Origin of the sequence: Streptomyces poriferorum (genome assembly GCF_019399235.1) — a bacterium.
Lineage (GTDB): Bacteria > Actinomycetota > Actinomycetes > Streptomycetales > Streptomycetaceae > Streptomyces > Streptomyces poriferorum.
In genome coordinates this window covers 13,706-40,515 of sequence record NZ_JAELVH010000029.1, presented here as the reverse complement: position 1 = coordinate 40,515, position 26,810 = coordinate 13,706, and the positions used below count along the sequence as shown (strand labels likewise).

Genomic DNA, 26,810 nt, shown 5'->3' with positions numbered 1-26,810 from the left:
AATATCCTGGAGCAGGCGGAGGACTCGAAGATCCTCCGCCTGCTCCAGGATATTGGCGCTCCAGCCGACGACCCGCGCCGAGCAGAAGGTCGGGGTGAACATCTCGCGCGGCAGCCCGCACAGTTCCATGACCACTCCGGCGTAGAACTCCACGTTGGTGTGCAGTTCGCGCCCCGGTTTGAGCTCGGCGAGGATCGCCTCGACCTGCCGTTCCACCTCTACGGCGAAGTCCACGAGCGGGCCGCCGAAACTCTGGGCGATGGACCTCAGCATGCGTGACCGCGGGTCCTCGGTGCGGTAGACCGGGTGACCGAAGCCCATGATCCGGTCGCCGGCGAGCACCCGCTCGCGGATCCAGCCGTCGATGCGGTCGGGGGTGCCGATGGCGTCCAGGGTGTCGAGGGCGCGGCTGGGCGCACCTCCGTGCAGCGGCCCGGACAGTGCGCCGACGGCGGCCACCAGGCAAGCCGCGATGTCCGCTCCGGTGGAGGCCACGACACGGCCGGTGAAGGTGGAGGCGTTGAAGCCGTGGTCGACGGTGGAGATCAGATACTGCTCCACCGCGCTGACCCGGTCGGCGTCCGGCACGGAACCGGTCAGCATGTAGAGGTAGTTGGCCGCGTAGGGCAGGTCGTCGCGGGGTTCCACCGGTTCGAGACCCTGGCCGAGCCGGTGGAGAGCGGTCAGCACGGTGGGGACGGCGGCACAGGCGGTCAGTGCGTCGCTGCGGCGACGCTCCGCGTCGATGTCGTACACGGGCCGGAAGCCTGCCGAGGCGCCGAGCAGGGAGAGCGCCGTACGCAGCCCGGCGAGGGGACCGGCCGCCGCGCCCGCTCGGGCTATGGCGGGCAGGGCGTCGCGGACCTCGGCGGGCAGCCTGCGCAACCCGGCGGTACGGGCGGCGAACTCGGCGCGGGCCGCCAGGCCGGGCAGCTCGCCCTCGGTCATCAGGTACCAGACGTCCTCGAAGCTGCGGGTCCGCGCCAGCTCGATCGCCGAGTACTGCCGGTAGTGGTAGAAGCCCTCTCGGCCCCGGACGTCACCGAGCGCGGTATCCGTGACGACGACACCGGCGAGGCCCCTGGGGACGTCGAGCGGTGTGGCGGTGGTGGTCGTCATTGCTTCCTCCATGGACATTCCGGTTTGCGGCTGACATTGATTCGACTGTCCATGCTTGACTGAAGATCTGTCAATGTTGATTGAATCAATATGGATACGGTGGACACCATGACGGATCAAGCAGGTGCGGCCGGCTTCACCGAGCCCTCGGCACAGCGGCTCACCACGCGGGAGACGGCCGAGCGCCTGGGCGTGAAGCCCGAGACGGTGTACGCGTACGTGAGCCGGGGGCAGCTCACCAGCAACCGCGCCCCGGGCGGGCGTGGCAGCACGTTCGACGCGGCGGAGGTCGACGCCCTGGCCCGCCGTACGGGCCGCAGGGAACCCACCGCGGCGGCCGGCGCGCTGTCCTTCCCCACCGGCATCACACTCATCGGGAGCGACCAGTACTTCTTCCGGGGCGTGGACGCCACGGAGCTGGCCCGGCGGCACACGTACGAGGAGGTCGCGGAGTGGCTCTGGACCGGGGAACTGCGACCCGGCATGCGTTTCACGGCGCCGGCCGAGACACTCGCCGCGGCCCGCCGGGCAGTCGGCGCGCTGCCCGCGCACTGCGGCGCGACCGACCGGCTGCGGGTGGCGGTCGTCGCGGCGGCGGCGGCCGACCCGCTCCGTTTCGACCTGTCGCGCGAGGCGGTGCTCGGCGGCGCCCGAAGCCTGATCCCGACCCTGGCCGCCGCGCTGCCGACGGTTGCCGGGGAGGCGTCGGAAGCTGCCGCGCGCCCCGGTCTCGCACGTCAACTCTGGCCGAAACTCACCGGCCGCCCGGCCGACGAGGCGTCACTGGCGGTGCTGGACACCGCTCTGGGGCTGCTGATCGACCACGATCTGGCCGCCTCCACCCTGGCAGCGCGGGTCGCCGCCTCCGCCCGTGCGCATCCGTACGCCGTGGTCTCGGCGGGGCTCGGGGTGCTGGAGGGTCCTCTGCACGGCGCCGCGAGCGGGCTGGCACACCGCATGCTGACCGAGGTCCTGGAGCGGGGCGGGGCGGCTCCGGTGGTCGCGGACCATCTGCGCAGCGGACGCCGGGTCCCAGGACTCGGCCACCGGCTCTACGCCGGCGAGGACCCCCGGGCCCGCACCTTGTTCGCACTGCTCGCCGAGGTCCCGCGGGCCGCGCCCGCCCTGGCTGCCGCCCGTGACGTCGTCGCCACGACCACCCGGCACACGCCCCTGCACGCCAATGTCGATCTGGCGCTCGCCGTCCTGTCCGTCTCCTCGGGCATGGCTGTGGAGGCGGGCGAGACGGTGTTCGCGATCTCCCGCACGGCGGGCTGGATCGCGCACGCCCTGGAGGAGTACGGGGAGCGTCCGCTGCGGATGCGCCCCAGCGGTCAGTACACCGGCCCCCGGCCGCCCCAGCCGCTTCCCAGCGGCCATGCGCCCGGTTCGCAATAGACGATGTCCACGGTGTAAATTCTCGACGCTCAGCGGGAAGCGCTGCGCGGGGGCTGGGCCGTCGAGCCCCGCACCACCAGTTCCGGCTCGAAGAGCAGCTCGTCGGACGGCACCGTACGGCCTCCGATCTGCACCGAGAGCAGTTCGACGGCGGCCCGCCCCATGGCCTCGATCGGCTGACGCACGGTGGTGAGCGGCGGCTCGGTGCAGTTCATGAACGCCGAGTCGTCGTAGCCCACGACGGAGACGTCCTCGGGCACCGAGAGGCCCCGGCGGCGGGCCGCCCGGACCGCGCCCAGGGCGAGCGGGTCGCTGGCGCAGATGAACCCGGTGACGCCCTGATCCAGCAGCCGCATGGCGGCCGCCTGGCCGCCCTCCAGCGAGAACATCGCCCTGGCCACCCACTCGTCCGGGATGGCCGCGCCGGAGGCCTCGGCAAGCGCCCGGGCGGCGGTCAGCTTGCGCTGCGAGGGCATGTGGTCCGAGGGGCCGAGCACCAGACCGATGCGCTCGTGACCCAGCGAGACCAGATGACGCCAGGCCTGCTCGACGGCCACGGAGTCGTCGCAGGAGACGCAGGGGAAGCCGAGATGGGCGATGGCCGCGTTGATCAGTACGACGGGGATCTTGCGGTCGGCCAGCACCTTGTAGTGGTCGTGCGGGGCGTCGGCCTGGGCATAGAGGCCACCGGCGAAGACCACGCCCGAGACCTGCTGCTGGAGAAGCAGCTCCACGTAGTCCGCCTCGGAGACCCCGCCCTTGGTCTGGGTGCACAGCACCGGGGTCAGGCCCTGCTGGGCGAGGGCACCGCCCACCACCTCGGCGAAGGCCGGGAAGATCGGGTTCTGCAGCTCGGGCAGGACCAGCCCCACCAGGCGGGCCCGTTCGCCGCGCAGCTGGGTCGGGCGCTCGTAGCCGAGGACGTCCAGGGCGGACAGGACAGCCTGCCGCGTGGCGTCGGAAACGCCCGGCTTGCCGTTGAGCACCCGGCTGACCGTGGCCTCGCTGACTCCAACCTTCTGTGCCACCTGAGCAAGTCGTCGCGTCATGTGCGCAAGATTAGCGCAAGAAGCGCAAGCCGATTGCGTGGATCGGGAAACGAGACGAATTTCGGAAAGCACCGGAATGCCCTCTACCGTTCATACGATGAGCGCCCCACCGCCCACGGCCAGAAGGCCGCGCCGGCTCGGCTGGCCCCAGCGGGTCTTCTCGCAGGTGCTGATGATGCAGCTGGCCATCGCCACCGGCGTCACCGTACTCGCCACCGGTCTCTTTCTGGCACCCCTCAGCGCACAACTCGACGATCAGGCGATGCGCCGGGCCCTGTCCATCGCGCAGAGCACGGCCGCCCAGCCGCAGATCGCCGAGGCGCTGCTCACCACGGCCCCGGCGCCGGGCGGTGCCGTCCAGACCGCGGCGGAGCGGATCAGGCGTGCCACGGACGCCGAGTACGTCGTCGTGATGGACCGCCGCGGGGTGCGCTGGTCGCATCCAGACCGGTCCCGGATCGGGCGGACCGTCTCCACCGACCCCGGCCAGGCGCTCGCGGGCCAGGACGTGATGGAGATCGACAGCGGCACGCTCGGACGCTCGGCCCGGGGGAAGGTTCCGCTGCGCGACCGGTCCGGGCACATCGCGGGTGCGGTCTCCGTGGGGATCGCGTACGACAGCGTCCGGGCCCGGCTCCTCGCGGCGATTCCCGGCTTGTTCGCCTACGCGGGCGGGGCTCTGGCCGTGGGTGCTCTCGCCGCCTACCTGATCTCCAGGCGCCTGCAACGGCAGACCCATGACCTCGCCTTCTCCGATATCGCCGCGCTGCTGACGGAGCGCGAGGCCATGCTGCACGGCATCCGGGAAGGAGTGGTCGCGCTCGACCGCGGCGGCCGTGTCCGGCTGCTGAACGACGAGGCGCAGCGGCTGCTCGGGGTCGGGCCAGAGGCGTCGGGCCGTCCGCTGGCCGAGGTGTTCGGCACCGGGCGGACCGCCGATGTGCTGGCCGGCGACGTGTCCGGCGAGGATCTGCTGACCGTGCGCGGCAGCAGGGTGCTGCTCGCCAACCGGATGCCGACAGCCGACGGAGGAGCCGTCGTCACCCTCCGCGACCGCACCGAGCTCGAACACCTCGGCCGCGAGCTCGACTCCACCCGCGGGCTGATCGACGCCCTGCGCGCCCAGGACCACGAGCACGCCAACCGCCTGCACACGCTCCTCGGCCTGCTGGAGCTCGAGCTGCACGAGGACGCGAGGGAGTTCGTCACCGAGGTGGTCGGCGTCCACCGGGCCACCGCGGAACAGATCACCGAGAAGGTCCGCGACCCGCTCCTCGCCGCGCTGCTGGTGGGCAAGGCCACGGTCGCCGCCGAGCGCGGCGTGGCCCTGCGCACGGCACCGGACAGCCTGCTTCCGGACCGGCTCGTCGACCCGCGCGGGCTGGTGACCATCGTCGGCAACCTGGTCGACAACGCTCTGGACGCGGCCGCAGGAACGGCCGGTGCCCTGATCGAGGTGGGCCTGCACGCCGAGGGCCGTACGGTGATGCTGTGGGTCCGCGACAGCGGCCCAGGCGTCCCGCCGGATCAGCGCGAAACGATCTTCACCGAGGGCTGGTCGACCAAGGAGATTCCGGCGCACGGCAAGCGCGGCCTCGGACTCGCCCTGGTGCGGCGGCTGGCCGAGCGGCAGGGCGGCAGCGTGGCGGTGGACGCGGCGGACGAAGGCGGCGCCGTATTCGCCGTCGTCCTTCCCGAGGCCATGACCGAAACGGAATCCGACAAGGCGGGAGCGGCGCAGTGATCGAGGTCCTGGTCGTGGACGACGACGTCCGTGTCGCGCGGATCAATGCGGCCTACGTCTCGAAGGTGCCCGGCTTCCGGGTGGCAGCCCAGGCGCACACCGCCGCCGACGCCCTTGCCGCGGTCGAGGAGCGCCCGGTCGATCTGATCCTGCTGGACCACTACATGCCCGACCGGACCGGCCTGGCCGTGGTGCGGGAACTGCGCAGCCTCGGTCACCGCACCGACGTGATCATGGTGACCGCGGCTCGCGATGTCGCCACCGTGCAGGAAGCCATGCGCCAGGGCGCCCTGCAGTATCTGGTGAAGCCGTTCACGTATGCGGGGCTGCGGACGAAGCTGGAGGCCTACGCCGCGCTGCGCCGCTCCCTGGACAGCGGCGGCGAGGCCGAGCAGGGCGAGGTGGACCGGCTCTTCGGCGCCCTGTGGACGGCGGGCGAGCCCGATCTGCCCAAGGGGCACTCGGCCACGACGGCCGAGCTCGTCCGCCAGGCACTGCGCGGCGCCGACGGCCCGCTCTCCGCCCAGGAGATCGCGGAGAGCGCCGGGATGAGCCGGCAGACGGCCCAGCGCTATCTGAAACTCCTGGAACGGTCGGGCCGCGTCCGGCTGACCCTGCGGTACGGGGAGACCGGGCGCCCCGAACACCGCTACGCGTGGGTCGCCGGCGGCGGCCGGTGACCGTGGCGCCCGGGCGCTATGCCTTGGGGTGCTCCGAGTCGTAGGTCGTCTGGCTCAGCTCGATGCCGGGGTTGTTGTCGACGGCCCACTCGGCCAGTTTCACAGCGGGCTCGATCAGGGTGCGCCCCCTCGCGGTGAGTTCGTACTCGACTCGCGGCGGGACCTCGGGGAACACCGTGCGGGACACGAGGCCGTCGCGCTCCAGGTGCCGGACGGTGCGGGTGAGCATGCGCTGCGAGATGCCGGGAATGCGCTGCTGGAGCTCGGTGAAGCGCATGCGTTCACCGTCGAGGGTGGCCACCACCAGCAGGGTCCATTTGTCGCCGATGCGGTCCAGGATGCCGCGGATCGCCCGGCCTCCGTCGCCACGGATGAGGCAGCTGTGGCGGTACTTCGACATCGTCGTCCCCTGTTCGCAAGGCACACCCGTGTGCCTTTTGTAAGCGTTCCGATAGTCACCGATCATGTGCTTACTTACGCATCGTAACCATGACGGAGGACGAGCATGGAAATCGCCTACTGGATCGTCGCAGGTGTCCTGGCGGCCTTCTATCTGTACGCGGGTGGCAAGAAGGCCGTCCAAAGCCAGGAGCAGCTGGCGCCCATGATGGGCTGGGTGGACACGGTTCCGATGGGGCTGGTCCGGGTCATCGGAACCGTCGAGATTCTTGGTGCGGCCGGTCTGGTGCTGCCGCCGCTCACGGGCATCGCGCCCGTCCTCGCTTTGATGGCGGCACTCGGCCTGCTCGTGCTCCAGGTACTGGCGGGCGCCCTGCACCTGTCCCGGGGCGAGGCCAAGGAGACCGGTCTCAACGCCGCCCTGATCGCGCTGGCCGCAGGGGCGGTGTGGCTCGCGACGACCTGGTGATGCCGGAGGCCTGAGCCCCGGTCCAGCCCCGCCCGGTCCGGTCCGGTGCCCAGCCCGGTCCAGTCCCGGTCCGGTCCCCCCGGTCCGGGACCAGCACGGTCCAGCCCCGCCCGGTCACACCGCGCCCGCTCCCGTCAGCGCACGTACCTCGGTCTCCGCGTGCTTGGCCTCGTCGGGCGGCTCGGTCGAGGTGACCGTGCCGATCCAGCCTGCCAGGAAACCCAGCGGGATGGAGACGAGCCCGGGGTTCTCCAGCGGGAACAGCTGGAAGTCCACTCCAGGAAACAGAGAGGTGGGGCTGCCCGAGACGACCGGGGAGATCAGGACGAGCGCGACGGCGGGAAGCAGACCGCCGTAGACCGACCAGACCGCCCCGCGCGTGGTGAACTTCCGCCAGAACAGCGAGAAGAGCAGTACCGGCAGGTTCGCCGATGCGGCGACCGCGAAGGCCAGGCCCACCAGGAAGGCCACGTTGAGGTCCTGGGCGAGCAGCCCCAGCCCGATGGCGGCCAGCCCGATCCCGGCCGCTGCGACGCGGGCCACGGCGACCTCGCTGTACTGCCGGGACCCCGGTCGCCTGAGGGAGGCGTAGAGGTCGTGGGCGACGGAAGCGGACGAGGCGAGGGTGATACCGGCGACGACGGCGAGGATGGTCGCGAAGGCGACGGCGGCGACCACCGCGAACAGAATCGTTCCCCCCGTCGAGCCCTCACCGCCGCCGAGGACCAGGGCCAGCAGCGGAACGGCCGTGTTGCCGGCCGGATTCGACTCCCGTACCTCTGCGGAGCCGACCAGGGCCGCCGCTCCGAACCCGAGCACGATCGTCATCAGGTAGAAGCCGCCGATGAGGCCGATGGACCAGACGACGGACCGCCGGGCCGCACGGGCCGTGGGCACGGTGTAGAAGCGGGACAGGATGTGCGGAAGGCCCGCCGTACCGAGCACCAGGGCCAGCCCCAGGCTGATGAAGTCGACGCGCGCCGTCCAGCTTCCGCCGTAACGCAGCCCGGGCGAGAGGAACTCCCTGCCGTTCCCGCTGCGGTCGGCGGCTGAGTTGAGCAACTCGTTGAAGTTTCCGTGGAAGTGGACCAGGACCAGCGCGGTGAGGACCACGGTGCCCGCCATCAGCAGTACGGCCTTGACGATCTGGATCCACGTGGTGGCGCGCATCCCGCCGAGCGACACGTAAACCACCATGAGCGCCCCGACACCGATGACCGTCCAGGACCGTGCGGCGCCGCTCGTCCCGCCGAGGAGCAGTGCGACAAGGCTGCCCGCCCCCACCATCTGGGCCACCAGGTAGAGCACGGAGACGGTCACGGACGACGTGCCCGCCGCGATCCGGACCGGACGCTCCGCCATGCGGGCCGCCACCACGTCGGCGAGGGTGAACCGGCCGCAGTTGCGGACGAGTTCCGCGACGAGCAGCAGCACGACGAGCCAGGCGACCAGGAAGCCGACCGAGTAGAGCATGCCGTCGTAGCCGTAGAGGGCGATCACCCCGGAGATGCCGAGGAATGAGGCGGCGGACATGTAGTCGCCGGCGATGGCGAAACCGTTCTCCATGGGGGAGAACAGCCGGCCGCCCGCGTAGAACTCCTCGGCCGATCCCTGGCGGTTGCGGCTGACCCAGGTCGTGATGCCGAGGGTGACGGCGATGAAGGCGCTGAACAGCAGGAGCGCCAGGGTCTGATGGTTCCCGCTCAACGTCCGATCCCCCGCGTCATCTCCTGGGTGTCCCAGCGCAGATCGAGCGCGGCCCGGTCCCTGCGCAGCCGCGCATGTCGTGCGTACGCCCCGGTGAGCAGGAACGTGGTCAGGAACTGCCCGAGTCCCGCGACCATGGCGACGTTGACCGCGCCCACCACCGGACGGGCCATCAGGCCGGGCGCGGTGACCGCCGTGACGACGTAGGCGAGGTACCAGACGAGGAAGGCGAGGGTGGCGGGGACGACGAATCGCCGGTACCGGCGGCGCACTTCCTGGAAGGCCTCGCTGCGCTGCACCTCCAGGTAGATCTCCGCCGCGCTGGGACCGCGCCCGGGTGTGGCGGGGGCGGGCACCTCGGCGGGCGCAAAACTTCCCGTGCCGTCCAGTTCCCCCCATCCGGAGGCCAGTGCGTCGTACCACGGGTCCTCGAGCCGCATCCCTGCGGCCTCGCGCCCTGCTTCCTTCTCCACCGAACAACTCCCCTTGTCCACGGACCACTTCGGCCGCGTATCCAAGAATGGGCAGATCGGGAAGATCCCGGGCACATCATTCCCCGGACTTCACCTCTTCAGGTGAAGGTTGCCCCGGGCGGATGTGCGATCCCTCGAACGTACGCATAGCGAACCGCCTGAGCCCGGTCGCGGAGCCCGGCCTTGGCGAACAGGTTGTTGATGTGGCTCTTCACGGTGGCCTGCGAAATGTGGAGGCTCCGGGCGATCTCCGCGTTGGACATCCCGTCGGCGATCAGGACGAGCACCTCGGCCTCACGGGGAGTCATCCCGTCGGGCAGCTCCGGCGCATCGCTCACCGCCCGCGGCAGTGGCCCCTCGGTGACCTGCTCCAGCAGACGGCGCTGAATGGCGGGCGAGAGCCCCGCCTCTCCGGAGAGCACGGCCTGGACGGCCCGCACGATCTCGTCACCTCCCGCGTCCTTCGTCAGGTATCCACGGGCCCCCGCGCGGAGGGCCGGGAAGAGCGAGCCGTCGTCGTCGAAGGTCGTGAGCACCACGACCTGTGTGCCGGGGAACTCCGTGCGGATGCGGCGCGTCGCCTCCACCCCGTCGCAGCGGGGCATCCGCAGATCCATCAGGACTACGTCCGGGGCGTGCTCGGCCACAAGAGCGACGGCCTCCTCCCCGTCCTTCGCCGATCCGACCACCTCGATCCCGGGCAACAGCCCCAGCAGCATGACGATCCCCTCGCGCACCACCGACTGATCATCGGCGACCACCACCCGCGCGCTCACGCGGGCACTCGCAGACTCACCACGAACCCCTCCTCGCCGGGACCGGCCTCCAGACTGCCGCCCAGCAGTTCGGCGCGCTCCCTCATCCCCAGCAGACCGTAGCCGGAGCCGCTGACAGCCAACTCTCCCCCGGGGCCGTCCCCACCCGAATCACTGACGTCCAGGGCAATGGCGTCCGGCTGATACTCCAGCCTGATCAGCACGCTGGCCCCCGGTGCGTGCTTGCGCACATTGGTGAGCGCCTCCTGCGCCACGCGCCGGACCGTCTGCGAGGCCTCGGCCGTCAGCGTCCGCCGCTCACCCTCCACCCTGACCTCGACCGGCCCGGCCGCCACCAGCTGCCGCAGGAACTCCTCCACGGGCGCCACCTCCCCTCGCAGGGCGGAGAGGGCCTGGCGGGTCTCCGCAAGCCCCTCACGGGCCATGGAACGGGACGCGACCACCCGCTGCAGGACCTCGTCCCGGAACTCCCCGGCCGGCTCCCTCTCGATGAGCAGCCGCGCCGCCTCCAGATGCACCAGCTGGGCGGAAAGGCTGTGTGCGAGCACGTCATGGATCTCCCGGGCGATTCTGGACCGCTCGTCCAGCGCCGCCGTCTCGGCCTCCGCCGCCCGTGCCGCCCGTTCCTGCGCCAGAAGGCGCTGCGCGCTTCCACGGGCCTCGGCGTCCAGACGCAGCACGTACCCCGCGAGGCAGAGCCCGGCCGTGGTCACAGCCGTGGTCAGCCAGTCATCGGTGTTCACCGCGGCGTACGCGATGAGTGCCACCGCCGTGGACGGGACACCTGCGCGGAGTGGAAGCCGCTCCAGAGCGGTCACGGCGCAGCCGCACCAGAGCACCGTCGCGGGCACCTCGGCCCCCGCCTGCTGCGCCCCGAACGCCGCAAGCATCAGCAGGAACAGCAGGCCGAGCGAGGGCCACAGGCGGTTCTTCAGGCTGGCCCGGAAGAAGGCCACGGCGACCGCGGCGCATCCTGCCACTCCGACGACGCCGGCCACGATCTCCCACGGGCCGAACGGTCCATCCGTGAAAGTCCCCCAGAGCATCAGGGTGATCAGCCCGACCGTCCGCACCAACCGGCTGATGACGGTCCGCGACCGAGGACGGGTCTCCCGCGCGAGTGCCTCCTTCGACGGCCAGCTCGTCCAGGCAGCGGCTGTCACACACGGTCCTTCCACGTCGGCCGGAAGCTCATGCCCTCGGCAGATCCACGGCAGGACTCCGGTATCTCCGCGGCCCGGCGCGCCAGGATGCCGCCGCGCACCAGCAAGGTGACCGCTAGAGCCGTCATCAGGGCGGGCGCGCCCTGATGTATACCCAGGGCCGTGGCAAGCCCGTACAAGCCCGCTCGCAGCGCCAGGCCCGCGCACCAGACGTAAGCGGTCGCCCTGGTGCCCTTGCCCCAGAGGCTCCCGTCCTCGGCTCGCCGGAGCCGGGTGGTCCATGCCCAGCCCGCGCCGGTGACCAGGCCCACGGCCAGCTCGGCGCCCAGGACTACGACGGACAGCGCTTCATGGTGCGGATCCACGAGGCCGGGCTCGCGCAGGGCCATGACCAGCAGTACTCCCGGCAGGACCCACCAGCGGCGGTCACCGGAGATCTGCTGCTCCGAACACTGGCGCACCACGACGAGAGCGATGACCGCGACGATCACCAGGACGTTGACGAGCCCGGGCATGGGCGCCTCCGAGTTGCGGAAAGTGCTGACAATCCGACGCTACGGAAACGGACCGCTCGGCAGATCGGCCGAGGGGTGGATCACGGGTGGAGCCGTTGTCTCCACCCGTGGGTGGAGACAACGGCTCGAACCGGCGCCATGCCGGGGAGAACGCGGTCTCAGACGTCGATGCGCGAACGGTCCAGCGTGGCTGCCGAACTGGTGATGAACTCCTTGCGGGGCGCCACTTCGTTGCCCATCAGCAGGTCGAAGACCTTCTCCGACGATTCCAGGTCGCCGATGTTGATCCGCCGCAGCGTGCGGTGGCGCGGGTCCATCGTCGTCTCCGCCAGCTGGTCGGCGTCCATCTCACCCAGACCCTTGTAGCGCTGGATCGAGTCCTTGTACCGGACGTTCTTCCGCTGGAGCTCCAGCAGCCGCTGGCGCAGCTCGTTGTCCGAGTACGTGTAGATGTACTTGTCCTGGCCCTTCTTCGGCTGGACCAGCTCGATCCGGTGCAGCGGGGGCACCGCCGCGAAGACCCGCCCCGCCTCGACCATGGGACGCATGTACCGCTGGAACAGCGTCAGCAGCAGGATGCGGATATGGGCCCCGTCCACATCTGCGTCGACCAGCAGCACGATCTTGCCGTAGCGGGCTGCGTCGATGTCGAAGGTCCGACCGGACCCCGCTCCTATGACCTGGATGATCGCCCCGCACTCGGCGTTCTTCAGCATGTCCGAGACGGATGCCTTCTGAACGTTGAGGATCTTGCCGCGGATCGGCAGCAGCGCCTGGAACTCGCTGTTCCGCGCCAGCTTGGCGGTGCCGAGCGCGGAGTCGCCCTCCACGATGAACAGCTCGCTGCGCTCCACGTCGTCACTGCGGCAGTCGGCGAGCTTCGCCGGCAGCGAGGAGGACTCCAGGGCCGTCTTGCGACGCTGCGCGTCCTTGTGCTGGCGGGCGGCGATCCGGGTGCGTGCGGCTGCCACCGCCTTCTCCAGAACCGCCCTGGCCTGGGCCTTCGCGTCCCGCTTGGTGGAGGTCAGGAACGTCTTGAGCTCCTTGGCCACGACGTTGGCGACGATCCGGTTGGCCGCGGAGGTGCCCAGCACCTCCTTGGTCTGGCCCTCGAACTGCGGTTCCGCCAGCCGTACGGTCACGACGGCGGTGAGGCCCTCCAGTGCGTCGTCCTTGACGATGTCGTCCTCGGCGACACGCAGCATCTTCGCGGACCGGAGCACCTCGTTGACCGTCTTGGTCACCGAGCGCTCGAAACCGGACACATGGGTGCCGCCCTTGGGGGTGGCGATGATGTTGACGAAGGACTTGACGACGGTGTCGTAGCCGGTGCCCCAGCGCAGCGCGATGTCCACTCCGAGTTCGCGGGTGACCTCCGTCGGGATCATGTGGCCCCGCTCGTCCAGGACCGGCACGGTCTCCTTGAAGCTGCCCTGTCCCGTCAGTCGCTGGACGTCGCAGACCGCCTTGTCCTGGGCCAGGTACTCACAGAATTCGCTGATGCCACCGTCGTAGTGGAAGGTCTCCACGCTGACGGGTGCGCCGTCGATCCCCCGCTCGTCGCGGACGACGAGGGTGAGACCGGGCACCAGGAACGCCGTCTGACGTGCGCGCTGGTACAGCGTGTCCAGGTTGAGCTTGGCTTCCTTCAGGAAGATCTGCCGGTCGGCCCAGTACCTCGTGCGGGTGCCGGTACGGGTCTTCGGGATCCGCTTGGTCTTGCGGAGCCCGTTGGCGGGATCGAACGGGCTCTCCGCCCCCTGCTCCGTGAAGATGCCGGGAACGCCACGGCGGAAGCTGATCGAGTGGGTCGAGCCGTTGCGGTCGACCTCGACGTCCAGGCGCGCGGAGAGCGCGTTGACGACGGAGGCGCCCACGCCGTGCAGGCCGCCCGAGGCGGCGTAGGAGCCACCGCCGAACTTCCCGCCCGCGTGCAGCTTCGTCATCACGACCTCGACGCCGGAGAGCCCCGTCTTGGGCTCCACGTCGACCGGGATGCCGCGGCCGTTGTCACGGACCTCGACGGAGGCGTCCTCGTGCAGGATCACCTCGATGTGGTCACCGTAACCGCCCAGGGCCTCGTCGACGGAGTTGTCGATGATCTCCCACAGACAGTGCATGAGGCCGCGGCTGTCGGTGGACCCGATGTACATGCCGGGGCGCTTGCGAACCGCTTCGAGCCCCTCGAGTACGAGCAGGTGCCGCGCGGTGTAGTTGGAACCGTCTCGGTCTGCTCCGGTCAGCAGCGCAGTGGACGGCACGGACGTATCGGCGGTCACGCGGTTCGCTCCTCGCTGAATTTCATTTGGGGCCCAGTGGGTAACGGGCTCGGCTTCGGTCGCCGCTGAGAGGGTACCGAGGCCTGGTAGAGCGGGTGTAACGCCACCCTCGGAGAACGCTCACACTAGTCCAGCCTCGCATGCACGTTCGATCCCTCCTTGGAGTGACGTGCACATCACGTTCCCTTCCAGGCATGAACCATTTAGGCTCCGGGCACGTCCTCATGAACAAACCGGCAAGCCGGCCGGTGGGACCGACCGAGACAAGCAACGCGAAACCGTAGCGCCACGCAATACGGCACATTCGCCGCGAACCGGCAACAGACAGCCATCCTGAGAAGAAGTTTCGAAGAAATGCCACGAGCGGGAACGTTTTCGGCCTGGTTGGATGTTGACCCTGGTACGACAGCTCGTCGAGCTAGAGAAGAGGCGACGTGACTACTGTTCTGACCCCCGCGAGCCCGCTGACCGCAGCAGACCGCTGTGACCGTTGCGGCGCCCAGGCATACCTGCGCGTCGTCCTGATCAGCGGCGGTGAACTGCTCTTCTGCGCCCACCACGGTCGCAAGTTCGAGCCGGAACTCAAGAAGATCGCCGCGGAAATACAGGATGAGACGGACCGACTGACGGCCGTGCAGGCCCAAGCCGCCGAAGAGGAACAACACTGACACCTCGCATCCACGACGAGCCAGGGGCCGGTCCCGCACCGGCCGACGGGCGGCTCCCCAGCCGGGGAGCCGCCCGTTCTCGCACCCGCTCAGGCCGCGCCGGTCAGGCGGCGCCCTCCATCCACTCGATGGCGGCGGAGATCCGCGTGTAGACGCCCGGGCTGCCCGGGAGCCCGCAGCCGTTCCCCCAGGACACGAGGCCGACCAGTTTCCCCTGGGCCACCAGAGGCCCTCCGCTGTCCCCCTGGCAGGCGTCGTAGCCGCCCTGGGGTTCGCCCGCGCAGAGCATCGCGGAGGCGTCGTAGGTGCCGTCACGGCCTCCGGGATAGGCCTGCTCGCACGAACTGTCCGGGAGCACGGTCACCTTCGCCGACCGGAGCGACGACGCGTAGTCACCGCTACCGGTCGTATCGCCCCAGCCGTAGACGACTGCGGCAGTATCCGGGTCGTACGCGGAGTCACCGGCCCCGGCCATGGGGATCACGCTCTGTTCGGGCAACGCCTCGGCGAGGGTGAGTACCGCGACGTCCCCGCTGTTGGTGGCGGCGTCGAAACCGGGGTTGACCCAGGTCCCGCTCACCGCGATCTCCTTGCCGCCGGTGCCGTTGAGCTCGTCCCGGCCCGAGATGATCCGCAGATCCCGCACCTGGCCGACATCGACACCCAGCGCCTCCCGGCTCAGGCAGTGCGCGGCCGTCAGCGCCTTCTTCGGCCCGACCACGACGGCCCCGCAGAACTGGCCGGCGCGGGTACCACCGAACCGGTCACGGCTGGAGAGCGCCACCACCCACGGACTGTCCTTGACGTGAGCGGGCTGGCCGCCGATGACGATGCTGTCGGCGACTGCCGGGGCAGGCGAGACGAGCGGTATCACAGCCGTTGCGGCAGTGAGGGCAAGCGCCCGGGTCATGGTGCGGACGACGGTACGGGACATGCGTACTCCTGACTCTGTGATGGACCATGCCTACCCAGAGTCATTCCACCGGCCGCAGCCCGCACCCGCACAGGACCGAGGGCCCGGATCCCCTGGGGGATCCGGGCCCTCGGCCTACCGCGTGACTGAGCGACCTAGTCGAGATAGTCGCGCAGGACCTGAGAACGCGACGGGTGGCGCAGCTTGGACATCGTCTTGGACTCGATCTGACGGATGCGCTCACGCGTCACGCCGTAGACCTTGCCGATCTCGTCCAGCGTCTTCGGCTGCCCGTCGGTGAGACCGAAGCGCATGGAGACCACGCCCGCCTCACGCTCGGACAGCGTGTCGAGCACCGAGTGCAGCTGCTCCTGGAGGAGCGTGAAGCTCACCGCGTCGGCCGGAACGACCGCCTCGGAGTCCTCGATCAGGTCGCCGAACTCGCTGTCCCCGTCCTCACCCAGCGGGGTGTGGAGGGAGATCGGCTCGCGGCCGTACTTCTGGACCTCGATGACCTTTTCGGGGGTCATGTCGAGTTCCTTGGCCAGCTCCTCCGGGGTGGGCTCACGGCCCAGATCCTGGAGCATCTGACGCTGCACGCGCGCGAGCTTGTTGATGACCTCGACCATGTGCACCGGGATACGGATGGTGCGGGCCTGGTCGGCCATGGCTCGGGTGATCGCCTGACGGATCCACCAGGTGGCGTACGTGGAGAACTTGTAGCCCTTGGTGTAGTCGAACTTCTCGACGGCACGGATCAGACCCAGGTTGCCCTCCTGGATCAGGTCCAGGAAGAGCATGCCGCGGCCGGTGTAACGCTTCGCCAGCGAGACCACGAGACGGAGGTTGGCCTCCAGCAGGTGGTTCTTGGCGCGGCGGCCGTCCTCGGCGATGATCTCCAGCTCGCGCTTGAGCTTGGGAGCGAGCTTGTCGGAGTTCGCCAGCTTGTCCTCGGCGAACAGGCCCGCCTCGATGCGCTTGGCGAGCTCGACCTCCTGCTCGGCGTTGAGGAGCGGGACCTTGCCGATCTGCTTCAGGTAGTCCTTGACCGGGTCGGCCGTGGCGCCGGCGACGGCGACCTGCTGCGCAGGTGCGTCGTCCTCGTCGTCGTCGGAGAGGACGAAGCCCTTGTTCTCGCCCTCGCCCTCCTCTTCCTCACCCTTGCCGGCCTTGACTTCCTCGGCGGCGTCGTCGCCGTCGAGGATCTCGTCGTCCTGCTTGCCGGCCTTCTTGGACGCGGTCTTCTTCGCCGCCGTCTTCTTCACGGCGGTCTTCTTGGCAGCCGTCTTCTTGGCTGCCGCCTTCTTCGCGGGTGCGGCCGCAACGGCGTCGTCAGCCACCGCGTCCACGGTCTCGGCCGACGCGGCGGCGGTGGCCGCGACGGTCCGCGTCACGGTCGTCTTGGCCGCGACGGTCTTGGTGGCGGTGCGCTTGACCGGGCTCTTCGCTGCGACGCTGCTCTTGCGGGCGCGCTTCGACGGCTCCGCGGCACTGACCATCAGCGTCACACCCTCTTCCTCGAGGATCTGGTTGAGGCTGCGCAGAACGTTCTTCCACTGGGTTGGCGGAATCTGGTCAGCCTCGAAGGCCCGACGCACGTCATCGCCGGCGATCTGCCCATCAGCCTTTCCCCGCTCGATGAGCGCCATGACAGATTCGGACTCGGCGATCTCCGGCGGGAGCGTACGGGATGTGCTGGCCGACACGAACAACCTCTCGGAACGATGGAAACGGCTTCCGGCCCTGCCCTGAGAGGGCTGGTACCGACGACCGTCGGGCTGGGAATGTACCGACGGCGCGGGCTAGGCCTCAGAACTGCACAGCGCACTGAACGGCTGCTGTATTCCTTCCGCGGCGGTCACCTCTTAAGTCATCGCGCTGTTTCGAGGAGTGTTACGCCCAATCCGCGTGGCCCGAGTCACACCTCATTCACGACGAACAAGACCAGAGGAGACATCTCTCCACAATTGTGCCGCCGGACCGTGGAGGTCCGACGACACTTGGCCCGTACACCCTGACCGCGCCGCTGTCAGTGCTCGCGCTCGCGCGGCGCCGGCACCACTCGCTCCACCTGGACGACAAGAAGCTGGCGCATCGCCGTTTCGGCGCCTGCCGCGTCACCGCTCGCCAGGGCGTCGACGATGCGGGCGTGATGGCCGAGCGACGCCTCGTTGGGCCGGTCACAGCCCGTGACCGGGCCGCCCGAGACCTGCAGCGCGGCCGACACGATGCCGGAGAGGTGTTCCAGCATGCGGTTGCCCGCGGCCTGGATGAGCAAGGAGTGGAACTCCGCATCGGCGCGGGCGCAGGTGATCACGTCTCCCTGCCCGAGTGCGTGCCCCATGATCTCGACCATGTCCCCGAGCCTCTGCTGAAGATCATCACGCTTGTGACCGGCGGCCAGCCGGGCGGCGAGGGGTTCGATCGTCCACCGGAGCTCCCCCAGTTCGCGACGCTGGTCGTCACGCTGCGGGCCGAACGCGCGCCATTCGATGATGTCGGGGTCGAGCAGATTCCAGTCACTGACCGGCCGGACCCTGGTGCCCACGTTGGGCCGGGCACTGACCAGGCCCTTCGCCTCCAGCACGCGCAGGGATTCCCGGACAACGGTGCGGGAGACCTCGAATCGCTGGCCGATCTCCTCCGGCACCAGGGGCCGGTCCGCGCCGAGGTCACCGGAAACGATCATCTGACCCAACTGCTGAACAAGTTGGCCGTGCAGGCCTCGGCCCCGGCTGGCCGATCCTCGCCGGCCCACACGGCCCAGTTCGGTATCGGGGTCCCCCCAGGACCGGGCGGCGGCACGCTCGCCGGCCGGCGCATCCGCGTGGGTATATCGGTCGAGTTCGCCCGGGCCGGCGAGGCCGGTGTCGGCGGTGCGGGCGGCGGTCATCATGGTGTGCGCAAGGGTACTCACGCATCCTTTGTCGGCGCGGCTCAGCCGCCCCTTGAGGTCTTTGGTGAAAAGCACACGAAAGGGTGATCGGCACTCGCCTCCCAATTGACGCCTTAATGGTATAAAACGGGCACTTCCATTGGAGTTGTGGCTCTCGGCTGGTTCAGATCTTCTTCGCCGATCACCAACGCACTCTGCCGCGAAGGCTCGTGAACAGATACGCGCAGACAAGGACCGACAACGACAGGGTCAGCGCGGTCCCCACCGGGTGCGCCACGATCCGCACCAGGGCCAGCACCCACCGGTCCGCCTCCTGCGGCCACTGCAGCCAGGTCAGTTCCCTGAGCCGGCCCGGAAGTCCGCTCATCGAACGGGCGGTCGGCGCCTTCGGCACCGCCTCGATGAGCGGAACCATCAGCACGGGAACGGCAAGCACCGCGGCGACGCCCGCCGCCGTCACGCGGAAGATTCCGGCGGCCAGCAACCCGGCCCAGGCACAGCCGACTGTCAGGCCCGACCAACTCGCGGCCAGCGGCATCACATTCGAAGGCACCTGGACCAAGTCACCCCCGTACACGAGACGGAGAGATTCGGCCGAAACCAGCACGACGAGCAACCCCAGCGACAGTGCGACGCCCGCCGAAACGGCCAGCTTGGCGAGCAGGAGCCCGAGTCTGCGGGGAACGGTCCCGCGGCCGGCGGCGAGCGCGGGGTAACGGAACTCGTCACCGAAGGACAGGGCCCCGAGCAGCCCTGCGCCGAGCGCGGCGGGCGGCAGCGGCAACAGCGAGGGCCAGGCGACCAGTACGTTCGGCAGCGGGGCGCGACCGTTACGGGCAAGTACGACGGACACCGCAGCCGAGGCGACAAGGGTGACGGCGACGATCAGGGTCGTGCTCCTGACGCCGAAGAGGCGGCGCAGCTCATATCGCACCGGGCGCAGCGGGCCACGGGCCGGGCGCCGCCTGATCCGCGGCGGCAACTGCGCCCCGGCCGATTCCACCGCCGGGGCGGGTCCGCCTGCGGCGCGCCGGGAGGCGGCGGCGACCGCACCGATGCCCGTGGCGGGGCGGGCAGCAGCGGCAGCGCCGTCGCCGCCTTCGCCTTCGCTGAGGGGGTCGCAGTCGCTCACACCGCCGCGGAGCAGGCCGTTGTCGCGGAGACCGTCGCCCAGGACGCCGCTGTCGCGAGGGCGGGAGGCGGGGCCGGTGTCGCCCACCTCGTCGGCGAGCTGGTGAACGGGAAGCCCGTGGCGGAATGCCGTGTCCCCGATCTCCGCACAGCTGCTGCCGTAGACGGAGAGCCGGCTGCTGCTCGCCTCGGTGACGACTTCGACGGAGCGCCGGGCGGCACGGGCCTCTCGGCTGACGATCGCGGCGAGACGGGCAGCATGCGGGGAACGGACCGCGACGCGGGGGCGCAGCCGGGTACGGGAGAAGTCCGCGGCCTTCTGGTCGGCGAGGAGACGTCCCGAGTCGATGGTCACCACATGACCGGCCGACCGCGCGGCTTCCTTGGGATCCCGCGTGGTGTACAGAACCGTTCCGCCCCGGTCGGCATGGGATCTGAGCATTCCGTGCAGCCAGTCCGCCTCCCGCGCGACCAGGCCTTCGGCGGGTTCGTCGAGGATCAGCGTGTGCGGGTCGGCGAGCAGCGCCGAGGCGAGGGCCAGCCTCCGGTCCATGCCCAGGGAGAGGGTGCCGATGCGCTGATCCCCCAGCCCGACGAGACCGACGGCGTCCAGCACCTCGTCGGCCCTGGACGCGGGCACTCCCGCAGCGGCGCAGAGCATGCGGAGCTGCCCGCGGACCGTGCGGGCAGGGTGCCCCGGCACGTCCCCGAGCAGTACGCCCACCTCCCGGGCCGGATGAGCCACACGGTGCAGCGGTCTGCCCCGGAAGTACGTGACGCCACGCCCGGGCTCGAGTTCGAGCATCAGGCGCAGGGTCGAGGTCTTGCCTGATCCGGGTGGGCCAAGCAGAGCGGTCACGCTGCCGGATCCCGCTTCGAACGTGAGGTCGTCCACGGCGGGCGGAAGTCCGCGGTGGCGGGTGCTGGTGAGTCCGATGGCCTGGAGCATCGCTTCTCTCGCAGGAGGTGAGGCCGCTCGACGGCAGAGGTACCGCAGCACGGTAACCCGACATATCGGACTTTTCACTCAAGGCTGGGCCCACGACGTTCCGACGAACCCATACCTACGGGGCCTGCGGGGCCGTCAGTGCCTGCGGGGAACCGCGAGGTCCTACGTAGAGCCGAGCTGAGCTGAGCCGCGCCGAGGCCGACCCGTCGGGGTCAGACCTCGGGCCGCAGCATCGGCGGGTTCAGCACCGTGGCGGAACCCGACCGGAACAGCTGGGCGGGGCGGCCGCCCTGCCTGGTGGTCGTCCCACCGGCGGGCACCAGGAATCCGGGCGTGCCCGTCACCTTGCGATGGAAGTTCCTCGGATCGAGCACCACGCCCCACACCGCTTCGTACACCCGTCGCAGCTCGCCGACGGTGAACGTGGGCGGGCAGAACGCGGTGGCCAGGGAGGAGTACTCGATCTTGGAGCGGGCCCGCTCCACACCGTCGGCCAGGATGCGGGCGTGATCGAAGGCCAGCGGTGCCTGGCTTTCCCCGTCCCGGCCGTAGCCCCCCTCCGGCCGGAGCAGGTCCTCGACGGGTGCCCAGCGCGCGCTGTTCGCGTCACCGCCCGCCCGCGGAGCCGGCAGATCAGGGGCCAGCGCGAGATGCGCGACGCTGACGACCCTCATACGCGGATCGCGCGCGGGGTCGCCGTACGTGGCGAGCTGTTCGAGGTGGGCCCCATTGCCTACCGCCGGGGTCGCGGGGTCGTGCGCACACAGCCCGGTCTCCTCGACGAGCTCGCGCGCCGCTGCGGCGCCGAGGTCCTCATCCGCCCTGACGAATCCGCCGGGCAACGCCCATCTGCCCTGGAACGGCGTCTCACCTCGGCGTACCACCAGGGCACAGAGCGCGTGACGACGCACCGTGAGCACGACCAGGTCGACGGTGACAGCGAAGGGCGGAAAGGTCGACGGGTCGTAGGGCGGCATGCCGTGATCATAGTCGTCTGCCTGACGATAAACACTCCCTTCGCGACGCTCTTCGTCGGTCACGGCGCCCGGCGGACCGGTGGTGCGGTGCCGGATTCCGGCACCGCACCGCTCTCATCGTCCGGTCCTGGTCCCGCGCCGGCCCTGGCTGCGCAGCTGCCCGGTCCGACGCCGGCCGGAGGCCGTATCCGGACGGCCGGAGCCTGGCCTCGTCCGGCGCCGGCCCGCAGCCTGGACCCGTACGGAACGGGCCCCCGCGACCCGTCCCGTACCTCGGCCGCGCCGCACCGTCCGTGTGCTGCGCTCACCGCGCAGGCAGCGCCGCAGCGTCTCCGGATCGAGGCCCTGGTTGCAGGCCTCGTGCAGCAGCTGGGCAAAGGTGTATCCGGGATCCAGTCGCAGGGCGAGGCCCAGAGCCACCCGCGCCGCCGGCTCGTCACCGGTCGACCACGAGACCCAGCCCGCCAGGGTGAGCGGCGCCGCCGCGTGCTCCTCGTACGGCGCGACACACCGGCGCGCGAGTGCCCGCCACAGCCTCAACGCGGACTGCGCCTCCGGGCCTTCCATCCATTCCGCGGCCCTGTCCCGGGTCTCCCGGTCCTGAAGCCCGAGGATGACCGCCGCCGCCTCCTCATGGCTGATCAGCCGGTCGTCGTTGAGGTCGGACAGCGAAGGCGTCGATGCCGGGGCCTGTCCGAGGCGCTCCATGAGCCGCCGGGCAAGGTCCAGGGTCGCGCCGCCGACCTCCTTGCGGCTCTCCTCGTCGAGGAGTTTCGGCACCAGAGCGGACCCGGCCGAATCCAGCGCCCGTTGCTGCTCCCTGCCTGCCCCACCCGGCTGGGGCGCGAGCCTGGATTCCATCTCGCGCAGCGATCCCCGCACCTGGATGCCGGCGTACGCCGCCGCCGCGGCCATCACCGAGGTGCCCTGCATGGCCAGGCGATTCCCCTCGGCCGGGCAGCAGCGGGCGTCGGGGCAGACATAGGACCAGAACCTGTCGCCGGAGATGCAGAGTGCTTCGAGCACCGGCACGTCCAGCGCCCCGCAGGCGGTTCGCAACCGCTGGGCAAAGGGCCGGAGCCGCTCCATGGTCTGACTGCCCGTTTCTCCTTCGGCCGGATCCTGGCACAGGAACAGCACGATCGCGTCGGGTCGCCCTCCGCGCCGCTCGCTCCCCTTGATCAGGCACTCGGCGAGCTGCTCGGCAACCGAAGGCCACTCGTGCGCGGACTGCGGGATCCCGAGCCTCAGACGCCCGCCGAAACGGCCACGACCGCCGTGCAGCGCGACCATGACCACGCTGTCGTTCGGATGGAACCCCATGAGATACGGGAGGGCGTCGGCCAGCTCGGCGGGCCCACGCAAGGTGATCTGCTGCTCGTTGGACGGTCCGGTGGATTCGTGGTGCTTGTTCATGGGATGACCGTCTCCCGGCCGGACAATTTCCGCGACCCCCTGTGGATAACTTATCCACAGGGACCGCGCGGTCGTTCGCGGTTTGTCGTACCCATCGGGTTGCATGGGGGTATGACCAACGCAGACCGTGCAGAGCTCAGGGCTTCGGCCGATTCCGTACTGGCACGACTCGTCGGGGACGCCTCCGGCACTGCCCGGCTGCGTGAGGACCAGTGGCGGGCCATCGAAGCGCTCGTCGCCGACAAGCGCAGAGCACTGGTCGTCCAGCGGACCGGCTGGGGCAAGTCGGCCGTGTACTTCGTCGCGACCTCGCTGCTGCGCGCGCAGGGCAGCGGGCCCACCGTGATCGTCTCCCCGTTGCTGGCGCTGATGCGCAACCAGGTGGCGGCCGCTGCCCGGGCCGGGATCAGCGCGCGGACGATCAATTCGTCCAACACCGAGGAGTGGGACACCGTGCAGGCCGAGGTGGCCGCCGGTGAAGTGGATGTGCTGCTCGTCAGCCCCGAGCGGCTCAACAATCCGGACTTCCGGGATCAGGTCCTGCCCAGGCTGGCCGCCGCGACCGGACTGCTCGTGGTCGACGAGGCGCACTGCATCTCCGACTGGGGCCACGACTTCCGTCCCGACTACCGGCGGCTTCGGACCATGCTCGCCGATCTGCCCGCAGGCGTGCCCGTCCTCGCGACCACAGCCACCGCGAACGCCCGTGTGACCGCGGACGTCGCGGAACAGCTGGGCACCGGCGCGGGGACGGACGCCCTCGTCCTGCGCGGCCCGCTGGACCGGGAGAGCCTGAGCCTCGGTGTGCTGCAACTGCCCAATGCCGCGCACCGGCTGGCATGGCTCGGCGACCACCTCAAGGAGCTCCCCGGTTCGGGGATCATCTACACCCTGACGGTCGCGGCGGCCGAGGAGATCACCGCGTATCTCCGGCAGTGCGGGCACACAGTCGCCTCGTACACCGGCCGTACCGAGAACGCCGACCGGCAGCAGGCCGAGGACGATCTGCTGGCCAACCGCGTCAAGGCCCTGGTGGCGACCTCCGCGCTGGGCATGGGGTTCGACAAGCCCGACCTGGGCTTCGTCGTCCACCTGGGCTCGCCCTCCTCCCCCATCGCGTACTACCAGCAGGTCGGCCGTGCGGGCCGCGGCGTCGAACACGCCGAGGTGCTGTTGCTTCCGGGCAAGGAGGACGAGGCGATCTGGCAGTACTTCGCGTCGGTCGCCTTCCCCCCGGAGGAGCAGGTCCGGCGCACGATCGACGCGCTCGCCCAGGCTGGGCGCCCGCTCTCGCTGCCTGCTCTGGAACCCCTGGTCGACCTGCGGCGCACTCGCCTGGAGACCATGCTCAAGGTGCTCGACGTCGACGGAGCGGTCCGCCGTGTCAAGGGCGGCTGGATCGCCACGGGCGAGCCCTGGGTCTACGACGCCGAGCGCTATGCCTGGGTGGCGCGCCAACGGGCGGCCGAGCAGCAGGCGATGCGCGATTACGCGACGACGGACGGCTGCCGGATGGAGTTCCTGCGCCGCCAGCTGGACGACGAGGAGGCCACGGCCTGCGGACGTTGTGACAACTGCGCCGGAGCCCGCTTCGACGAGGCCGTCTCCACGACCGCCCTGGACACCGCTCGGGGTGAGCTCGGCCGGCCCGGCGTCGAGGTGGAGCCCCGCAAGATGTGGCCGACGGGTCTCGCCGCGGTGGGGGTGGACCTCAAGGGACGGATCCCGGCCGGCGAGTTGTCCGGCACCGGCCGGGCGCTGGGCCGCCTCTCCGACATCGGCTGGGGCAACAGGCTCCGCCCCCTGCTGGCCGCTCAGTCGCCCGATGCTCCGGTGCCGGACGACGTGGCCGAAGCCGTGGTGACCGTGCTGGCCGACTGGGCGCGGGGCCCGGGCGGCTGGGCACCCGGCGCGGTGAACGCCGTCCCCCGGCCGGTCGGCGTCGTCACCGTCGCCTCCCACAGCAGGCCCCGGCTCATCGAGTCGCTCGGCAACCGCATCGCCGAGGTCGGACGGATGCCTCTGCTGGGCAGTGTCGGCCATGCCCCGGGAGCCGAAGGTGCCCGGATCTCGCAGACCAACAGCGCCCAGCGGGTCCGGGCACTGCACGAGCGGCTCGTCGTGGGACCCGAGCTTGCCGAGGCACTGGCAGCGGTGGAAGGCCCCGTCCTGCTCGTGGACGATCGCTCGGACACCGGCTGGACCCTCGCCGTGGCGGCCCGGCTTCTGCGGCGGGCCGGGGCGGGCGCCGTGTTTCCGCTGGTCCTCGCTGTTCAGGCGTGACGGGTGGCGTCATCCGGTGCCGGACTGGGCAGGGATATCCGTGTCATTCCAACTGATTACCGTCAGCTGTGCCAATTGCTCGTTGCCGCCTGCCGATACGCCAGGGAGAATTGGACTCGCTCCCCGCACGGTCTTTTCGCGGGCCCGGAAGGGCTGTGCCGCGGCGCGCCCTCACCCGACTCTGCCCGCATCGTGGGCGCGTATGCGAAGGGAGGACCGTGACCTTCGGATTCGCTCCGTCCGCAGCCACTTCGATGTCGCCGGCCACAGACTCCGCCAACCGCCTTGCCAGAATGCTCGAACCGGCCGAGTGGGCGGCAGCGGGCATACCGCTGCTGCGCAGCCCGCGCGAGGTGGTCAGCGGCCTGCACTCCAGGCATCGGCCGATCCCGCAGACAGCGGTCGTCGCTGTGCTCGATCACGAGGAACGTCTGACGGCCAGCGCCTCGTTCGCACGTCGTTCGGTGACGGCGGACGGCTGGGAATTCCGTAACGCCCTGCTGGCACACCTGCGCCGGGTGATTCCGCACGATCTTCGCCGCCGTACCCCCGTGCGGACCGCGGTACTGCTCTACTGCCGTGAGGGGGACGAGCGTTGGACGGAGGAGGACGGGGCCTGGATGTGGGGGTTGCGGGATGCCTGCACCCTGCACGGGCTGCGGTGCGGCGCGTACATCACGCTGACCCGCGGCGGCTGGCAGGTGCTGGGGGAGGGCCGCGGCGGCCGTCGCCCCAACTCCACGTCGCAGCCGACTTCCCTGGCCGACGCCGCGCTGGACCAGGATCCCGGCCCGGTGCGCACCGGCGGCGGTGCGGTCCAGGCGCTGCACCGCACCGCGGCTCGCTGACCCGGGCCGCACGCAACTCGCTGACCCACGGCTCGCTGACCCGGGCCGCACGCGACTCGCCGCACCGCGGCTCGCTGACCCGGGCCGCGGGCCCGGCCACCCTCACGGGCAGCCGGGTCACCACGGGCCGGCAGCACTGCGGCTCCGGCGTCCGGACCGGAGTGCATCGCCCCCGTCCAGACCGAACCGCATCGCACCTGCCCGGGCCGAAGCGCGTCACATCATCGATCCGTTGCGGCCCGGGCGTTCGTGCCCGGTGCTACGTCACATCCGCTCCGGCTCAGACACCCGCGCCGAGCACGGCGTTGATCCGCTGCGGATCTCCGCAGACGATCAGCAGGGCTCCGGCACGACCCTGTGCCGTCGTCAGTGCACGCTCGGCGGTGTCGTCTGCGGCACCGTTGACCGCGATGATCACAACCGGCCGCGGCTTCAGCCGGTCCACCGCTGCGGCACCGGCGAAGAACACGTCCTCGCCCGCTTCGTGCTGGGCCCAGTAGGCGGCCTCGCCGAAGGAAAGCTCGTGCGTCGCCCACGGGTGCTGCTCACCGGTGGTGAGCACCAGGATGTCTCCAGGTGCGCGACCGGAGTCGAGCAGCAGGTCCACCGCCTCGTCGGCGGCATCCAGCGCACCGTCGGCTGCGGCGGGGACCACCTGGAGCTGGGGTGCGGAACGATTCTCCGGACGGGCCGCCTGGGGCTGGCCGGAGGTGGAGTGCGGGCGCGGCGCCGGGGGCGCGGGCCTCGCGGGGCCGGGACCCGGACGACCGGGGCGCGGCATGGCCGCGGAACGCGGACCGGGTACGGGACGAGGGGTCGACGCGGTACGGCCGGTGGCCGTGGTGGCGCGGGGACCCTGGACGCTCTCGTGAATCTGAGGCTCCTCGGGGATGAGAGGCATGGGTGGTTGTCTATCAAACGCCGACGCACGAAGCATCGGCGGGTGGGCACATGTGCG

The 26,810-nt window shown here is 70.4% G+C and carries 23 protein-coding genes; 7 read left to right on the top strand and 16 right to left on the bottom strand.

From position 1 onward, the window contains the following. Positions 1-1,119: citrate/2-methylcitrate synthase (locus JGS39_RS08390; protein WP_219568122.1), on the bottom strand; the 1,119-nt coding region annotated here is incomplete at its 3' end. Between the two features lie 108 nt (positions 1,120-1,227). On the opposite strand from JGS39_RS08390, the gene JGS39_RS08385 reads away from it, so the two are divergent. Continuing rightward, a complete protein-coding gene (locus JGS39_RS08385; RefSeq protein ID WP_219568121.1) occupies positions 1,228-2,517 on the top strand; it encodes a citrate synthase in 1,290 nt (429 codons plus the stop codon). A 29-nt stretch (positions 2,518-2,546) separates the two neighbouring features. Here JGS39_RS08385 and JGS39_RS08380 read toward each other — a convergent pair whose 3' ends face one another. Beyond that, on the bottom strand, positions 2,547-3,566 hold the full coding sequence (locus tag JGS39_RS08380; protein ID WP_219568120.1) for a LacI family DNA-binding transcriptional regulator: 1,020 nt from the start codon (positions 3,564-3,566) through the stop codon (positions 2,547-2,549). 97 nt (positions 3,567-3,663) lie between these two features. On the opposite strand from JGS39_RS08380, the gene JGS39_RS08375 reads away from it, so the two are divergent. Further along, positions 3,664-5,310: a sensor histidine kinase gene (locus JGS39_RS08375; RefSeq protein WP_219568119.1), complete on the top strand. Its 1,647-nt coding sequence runs from the start codon at positions 3,664-3,666 to the stop codon at positions 5,308-5,310. Beyond that, positions 5,307-5,990 carry a response regulator gene (locus tag JGS39_RS08370; protein ID WP_219568118.1) on the top strand — a complete coding sequence of 228 codons (684 nt, stop codon included), beginning with the start codon at positions 5,307-5,309 and terminating at the stop codon, positions 5,988-5,990. The genes JGS39_RS08375 and JGS39_RS08370 overlap by 4 nt, the downstream gene beginning before the upstream one ends. Positions 5,991-6,006: 16 nt before the next feature. On the opposite strand, the gene JGS39_RS08365 is transcribed toward JGS39_RS08370, so the two are convergent. Beyond that, positions 6,007-6,390, bottom strand: a complete 384-nt coding sequence (locus JGS39_RS08365) for a winged helix-turn-helix transcriptional regulator (protein ID WP_219568117.1) — start codon at positions 6,388-6,390, stop codon at positions 6,007-6,009. A gap of 105 nt (positions 6,391-6,495) precedes the next feature. On the opposite strand from JGS39_RS08365, the gene JGS39_RS08360 reads away from it, so the two are divergent. Beyond that, positions 6,496-6,858, top strand: a complete 363-nt coding sequence (locus tag JGS39_RS08360) for a DoxX family protein (RefSeq protein WP_219568116.1) — start codon at positions 6,496-6,498, stop codon at positions 6,856-6,858. 114 nt (positions 6,859-6,972) lie between these two features. Here JGS39_RS08360 and JGS39_RS08355 read toward each other — a convergent pair whose 3' ends face one another. The 6 genes from JGS39_RS08355 to JGS39_RS08330 form a co-directional block, all read right to left on the bottom strand. Then, the gene (locus tag JGS39_RS08355; protein ID WP_219568115.1) at positions 6,973-8,565 is read right to left on the bottom strand and encodes a monocarboxylic acid transporter; all 1,593 of its coding nucleotides are present in this window, start codon (positions 8,563-8,565) and stop codon (positions 6,973-6,975) included. Next, entirely contained in the window at positions 8,562-9,005 is a 444-nt protein-coding gene (locus JGS39_RS08350) for a DUF485 domain-containing protein (protein WP_219568125.1), read from the bottom strand. Before JGS39_RS08350 ends, JGS39_RS08355 begins: the two co-directional genes overlap by 4 nt. A 131-nt stretch (positions 9,006-9,136) precedes the next feature. After that, positions 9,137-9,814: a response regulator transcription factor gene (locus JGS39_RS08345; RefSeq protein WP_219568114.1), complete on the bottom strand. Its 678-nt coding sequence runs from the start codon at positions 9,812-9,814 to the stop codon at positions 9,137-9,139. Further along, positions 9,811-10,977: a sensor histidine kinase gene (locus JGS39_RS08340; RefSeq protein ID WP_219568113.1), complete on the bottom strand. Its 1,167-nt coding sequence runs from the start codon at positions 10,975-10,977 to the stop codon at positions 9,811-9,813. The genes JGS39_RS08345 and JGS39_RS08340 overlap by 4 nt, the downstream gene beginning before the upstream one ends. Continuing rightward, positions 10,974-11,492 (bottom strand): DUF1453 domain-containing protein, encoded by a 519-nt coding sequence (locus JGS39_RS08335; RefSeq protein ID WP_219568112.1) that lies wholly within the window; start codon positions 11,490-11,492, stop codon positions 10,974-10,976. Before JGS39_RS08335 ends, JGS39_RS08340 begins: the two co-directional genes overlap by 4 nt. Before the next feature lie 158 nt (positions 11,493-11,650). Next, positions 11,651-13,771: a DNA gyrase/topoisomerase IV subunit B gene (locus tag JGS39_RS08330; RefSeq protein WP_219568111.1), complete on the bottom strand. Its 2,121-nt coding sequence runs from the start codon at positions 13,769-13,771 to the stop codon at positions 11,651-11,653. A gap of 434 nt (positions 13,772-14,205) precedes the next feature. Here JGS39_RS08330 and JGS39_RS08325 point away from each other — a divergent pair, with 434 nt between their 5' ends. After that, the gene (locus JGS39_RS08325) at positions 14,206-14,439 is read left to right on the top strand and encodes a DUF7455 domain-containing protein (protein ID WP_024489001.1); all 234 of its coding nucleotides are present in this window, start codon (positions 14,206-14,208) and stop codon (positions 14,437-14,439) included. A 103-nt stretch (positions 14,440-14,542) separates the two neighbouring features. On the opposite strand, the gene JGS39_RS08320 is transcribed toward JGS39_RS08325, so the two are convergent. From JGS39_RS08320 to JGS39_RS08295, 6 genes are all read right to left on the bottom strand, one after another. After that, on the bottom strand, positions 14,543-15,373 hold the full coding sequence (locus JGS39_RS08320) for a S1 family peptidase (RefSeq protein ID WP_219568110.1): 831 nt from the start codon (positions 15,371-15,373) through the stop codon (positions 14,543-14,545). A gap of 134 nt (positions 15,374-15,507) precedes the next feature. Then, positions 15,508-17,058: an RNA polymerase sigma factor gene (locus JGS39_RS08315; protein WP_219568109.1), complete on the bottom strand. Its 1,551-nt coding sequence runs from the start codon at positions 17,056-17,058 to the stop codon at positions 15,508-15,510. A gap of 323 nt (positions 17,059-17,381) precedes the next feature. Continuing rightward, positions 17,382-18,248 carry a FadR/GntR family transcriptional regulator gene (locus tag JGS39_RS08310; RefSeq protein ID WP_236063250.1) on the bottom strand — a complete coding sequence of 289 codons (867 nt, stop codon included), beginning with the start codon at positions 18,246-18,248 and terminating at the stop codon, positions 17,382-17,384. Positions 18,249-18,429: 181 nt separating this feature from the next. Further along, positions 18,430-20,328 (bottom strand): ATP-binding cassette domain-containing protein, encoded by a 1,899-nt coding sequence (locus tag JGS39_RS08305; protein ID WP_219568108.1) that lies wholly within the window; start codon positions 20,326-20,328, stop codon positions 18,430-18,432. Between the two features lie 212 nt (positions 20,329-20,540). Further along, positions 20,541-21,305, bottom strand: a complete 765-nt coding sequence (locus tag JGS39_RS08300; protein WP_219568107.1) for an NUDIX hydrolase — start codon at positions 21,303-21,305, stop codon at positions 20,541-20,543. Positions 21,306-21,419: 114 nt separating this feature from the next. Further along, positions 21,420-22,721 carry a DUF4192 domain-containing protein gene (locus tag JGS39_RS08295; protein WP_219568106.1) on the bottom strand — a complete coding sequence of 434 codons (1,302 nt, stop codon included), beginning with the start codon at positions 22,719-22,721 and terminating at the stop codon, positions 21,420-21,422. 111 nt (positions 22,722-22,832) lie between these two features. Here JGS39_RS08295 and JGS39_RS08290 point away from each other — a divergent pair, with 111 nt between their 5' ends. Together JGS39_RS08290 and JGS39_RS08285 are read left to right on the top strand one after the other, a co-directional pair. Then, complete coding sequence (locus JGS39_RS08290; RefSeq protein WP_219568105.1) at positions 22,833-25,004, top strand: RecQ family ATP-dependent DNA helicase; 2,172 nt, start codon at positions 22,833-22,835, stop codon at positions 25,002-25,004. A 218-nt stretch (positions 25,005-25,222) separates the two neighbouring features. Further along, entirely contained in the window at positions 25,223-25,852 is a 630-nt protein-coding gene (locus JGS39_RS08285) for a hypothetical protein (RefSeq protein WP_219568104.1), read from the top strand. Positions 25,853-26,132: 280 nt separating this feature from the next. On the opposite strand, the gene JGS39_RS08280 is transcribed toward JGS39_RS08285, so the two are convergent. Then, the gene (locus tag JGS39_RS08280) at positions 26,133-26,753 is read right to left on the bottom strand and encodes a hypothetical protein (RefSeq protein ID WP_219568103.1); all 621 of its coding nucleotides are present in this window, start codon (positions 26,751-26,753) and stop codon (positions 26,133-26,135) included. Positions 26,754-26,810 lie beyond the last annotated feature (57 nt).

What these genes read in the sequence shown, in the direction of transcription:
- JGS39_RS08350 (WP_219568125.1), bottom strand. Translation starts at nt 9,005, where the DNA reads ATGCGGCTCGAGGACCCGTGGTACGACGCACTGGCCTCCGGATGGGGG.
- JGS39_RS08365 (WP_219568117.1), bottom strand. Translation starts at nt 6,390, where the DNA reads ATGTCGAAGTACCGCCACAGCTGCCTCATCCGTGGCGACGGAGGCCGG.
- JGS39_RS08295 (WP_219568106.1), bottom strand. Translation starts at nt 22,721, where the DNA reads ATGAACAAGCACCACGAATCCACCGGACCGTCCAACGAGCAGCAGATC.
- JGS39_RS08380 (WP_219568120.1), bottom strand. Translation starts at nt 3,566, where the DNA reads ATGACGCGACGACTTGCTCAGGTGGCACAGAAGGTTGGAGTCAGCGAG.
- JGS39_RS08310 (WP_236063250.1), bottom strand. Translation starts at nt 18,248, where the DNA reads ATGATGACCGCCGCCCGCACCGCCGACACCGGCCTCGCCGGCCCGGGC.
- JGS39_RS08305 (WP_219568108.1), bottom strand. Translation starts at nt 20,328, where the DNA reads ATGCTCCAGGCCATCGGACTCACCAGCACCCGCCACCGCGGACTTCCG.
- JGS39_RS08335 (WP_219568112.1), bottom strand. Translation starts at nt 11,492, where the DNA reads ATGCCCGGGCTCGTCAACGTCCTGGTGATCGTCGCGGTCATCGCTCTC.
- JGS39_RS08290 (WP_219568105.1), top strand. Translation starts at nt 22,833, where the DNA reads ATGACCAACGCAGACCGTGCAGAGCTCAGGGCTTCGGCCGATTCCGTA.
- JGS39_RS08300 (WP_219568107.1), bottom strand. Translation starts at nt 21,305, where the DNA reads ATGCCGCCCTACGACCCGTCGACCTTTCCGCCCTTCGCTGTCACCGTC.
- JGS39_RS08360 (WP_219568116.1), top strand. Translation starts at nt 6,496, where the DNA reads ATGGAAATCGCCTACTGGATCGTCGCAGGTGTCCTGGCGGCCTTCTAT.
- JGS39_RS08385 (WP_219568121.1), top strand. Translation starts at nt 1,228, where the DNA reads ATGACGGATCAAGCAGGTGCGGCCGGCTTCACCGAGCCCTCGGCACAG.
- JGS39_RS08375 (WP_219568119.1), top strand. Translation starts at nt 3,664, where the DNA reads ATGAGCGCCCCACCGCCCACGGCCAGAAGGCCGCGCCGGCTCGGCTGG.
- JGS39_RS08280 (WP_219568103.1), bottom strand. Translation starts at nt 26,753, where the DNA reads ATGCCTCTCATCCCCGAGGAGCCTCAGATTCACGAGAGCGTCCAGGGT.
- JGS39_RS08320 (WP_219568110.1), bottom strand. Translation starts at nt 15,373, where the DNA reads ATGTCCCGTACCGTCGTCCGCACCATGACCCGGGCGCTTGCCCTCACT.